We start from the raw sequence: 1191 nt of genomic DNA on the forward strand, positions 1-1191 counted from the left end.
TAACAAGAGACTATGGCGTCAATAGTTAATTTTTGGCGCTATCTGCATCCCACATACAGCCATCTCTGAGCATTGAATTTAGGATGACTACCATCTTTCTGACGCAGGCAATGATTGCTACTTTTTTGGGTTTTCCTGCGGCTAAAAGTTGCTGGTACTTCTCTTTAAAAACCGGATTACACTGCATCGCTGACATCATAGCCATGTATAAAACAGTCCTTACTTGCATCCGTCCACCTTTGATCATTCTCTTGCCTTTAAAGCTGCCACTTTCACGCGTAATTGGTGCGACCCCGATTAATGAAGCGGCTTGTTTGTTGGTGATGTAACCTAGCTCAGGAACGTTACTGATGAGTGAGGCTGCGGCGATTTTCCCGATACCAGGGACACTCTGTAGTATCTCGTTTTTAGCTTGGTAATCAGGGCAAGTTTCTATGAGTTTTTCGATTCTGTTTTCTACTTTTGTAATCTGATTTTTGAGTGCAGTTAAGATAGGTTTGATTGAAGATGCAAGTGATTGAGGAAGGATTTGATGTCGATTCTTTTCCATCGTTTGCATTGATAGCAATTGGTTACGTCTAGTGACTAAGTCGCTCATTAACCGAATGTTTTCACTTTTTAGTTGAGTGAGTCTTGGTTTGATGGATTCGGCATAGTGGGCAATAAGTGCCGCATCTAGACGGTCATTTTTAGCTCTATTTCCAAGAGCGCCAGAAAACTTTTTGATGTGTAATGGGTTAGCGATGACATAAGGTAAATTGGCATTTTCACACGCTAAGATGAATGGCATCTCCAATCGACCCGTTGCTTCAATAACAATCCGTTCTGGATGATATTGAGCAATAGTTTGAATGGCTTGTTTGATCCCTTTTTCATCATTTGTGACGTTAAAGTAGATATCGAGAGGGCGGATATAGATATCAAGTTGTGTCTTACCCGTATCAACGCCGACATTAATGTTTTGAAGTGTGTTTGTATTCATAATAAGCTAACTCTTGCTTGCGAAATGCGGGCTCGAGACCCAGAAGACTATTCGAGTGTGATGCTTGGAGTTCTATCTGACGTTCGTTCTTGTTATCGGTCTCTCGATAGAGGAGCCAGCGTTCAATCGAACTATCAGATAGAGAACTTTAGTTGCAGCTAAAGTCTGGGTCTCACCTTACCCTGATTCGTGAGTTATTATCCATACAA

1 protein-coding gene is annotated in these 1191 nt (G+C 41.5%); it reads right to left on the minus strand.

All coding sequences use genetic code 11. The annotated features are described in order from the left end of the window. Positions 1-25: 25 nt before the first annotated feature. A complete protein-coding gene (locus H2O73_RS20235) occupies positions 26-982 on the minus strand; it encodes an IS110 family RNA-guided transposase (RefSeq protein WP_182110725.1) in 957 nt (318 codons plus the stop codon). Positions 983-1191: the final 209 nt, after the last annotated feature.

The sequence above is a fragment of the Vibrio marinisediminis genome, from assembly GCF_014050145.1.
GTDB lineage: Bacteria > Pseudomonadota > Gammaproteobacteria > Enterobacterales > Vibrionaceae > Vibrio > Vibrio marinisediminis.